At 51.5% G+C, this 1,088-nt stretch carries 2 protein-coding genes; both read left to right on the top strand.

Going from position 1 to position 1,088, the window contains the following annotated elements:
* Positions 1 to 447, top strand: a 447-nt coding sequence (locus tag ACPUER_RS36815) for a hypothetical protein (RefSeq protein WP_425133584.1), incomplete at its 5' end; no start/stop codon positions are given.
* Between the two features lie 52 nt (positions 448 to 499).
* Positions 500 to 982 (top strand): SgcJ/EcaC family oxidoreductase, encoded by a 483-nt coding sequence (locus ACPUER_RS36810; protein ID WP_425133583.1) that lies wholly within the window; start codon positions 500 to 502, stop codon positions 980 to 982.
* The last annotated feature ends 106 nt before the right edge of the window (positions 983 to 1,088 follow it).

Below are 1,088 nucleotides of genomic sequence, written 5' to 3'. Positions count from 1 at the left end.
CTCCTCGACTTCGGTCAGTACAACGACGCACTTCATGCAGAGCTCCGGCATATGCGGTTCGCCGAAGTTAACAAACTTCAATCCCGTTTAACAGCAACACTTAATGGATTGTTGTGTCGCAGTTCATTGGATTGCGTTGCAAGTCCACATATTGAGCGCCGAGCAAGTGTCCAGCTTCTTTTTTGGGACTTTTCACGGGAAGCGTTCGTGGCCAGCGCCCGTCGTATACGGCAAATGAAGACAATCGTGCCCGATTTCGCGCGTCCCCGACGGGTAGTCGGTGAAAGCACTTTGCGTATATACAAAATGTGTGGGGCGGTCGCCGGAATAGGTTCTCTTGAACTGAGTTCCAGGTTGGCATGTTTTGGTCAGCAAGTATATCGTCGCTATCCGCTCGCCTCCACTGTCGGAGCCAGTGATGAGGAAGATTTTCATCTACGTCGGTAGCCGCGTCGCTACTTACGTTTTCCGCATCTAATAAAATGATATGGAGTACTATATGAAATACGTTTATCTTGCTTCCTTGATATCTTCCGCAGTTAGTATTGTACTTGTTCCGATCGCAGCCAATGCGCAAATTCAGTCCGCTTCCTCCTGCATATCAGTCACTAAGCCGCAAATTGCTGCATTGTTCGATCGCTGGAACGATTCCCTGCGCAGCGGCGATCCGGACAAGGTCGTCGCCAACTATGCTCCGGATGGCGTACTACTGCCCACCGTATCGAATGAGCCTCGCACGAATCCTGCAGCAATCCGGGATTATTTTGTCAAGTTTTTAAAGAAAAGCCCCCAAGGCACGATCGATAAACGAATCATCAAAATCGGCTGCAACGTCGCGCAGGACGTCGGCACCTATATGTTCAGGTTTGCCGACGGTAAGACGGTACGCGCGCGCTATACATACGTGTATGAATGGGAGAACGGCAAGTGGCTGATTGCCCACCACCACTCGTCTGCCATGCCGGAAAAAAGTGATGAGTGACTGAGCCTGGCAGAGGTGGGCTTTGTTCGGAAGGGGTAGTTGCGCGGCAGCGTGAGGTCGAGTAGAAAGGGCCATTGATCTATCCGCCTCGTGAACGTTCAGTGGC

It is taken from the genome of Burkholderia sp. DN3021, from assembly GCF_049805555.1.
Classification (GTDB): domain Bacteria; phylum Pseudomonadota; class Gammaproteobacteria; order Burkholderiales; family Burkholderiaceae; genus Burkholderia; species Burkholderia pyrrocinia_C.
Note: the sequence above shows the minus strand (reverse complement) of the source record. Positions and strands in the feature narration are given on the sequence as shown.

Coding starts and splice junctions, on each gene's coding strand:
- ACPUER_RS36810 (WP_425133583.1), top strand. CDS start 500: ATGAAATACGTTTATCTTGCTTCCTTGATATCTTCCGCAGTTAGTATT.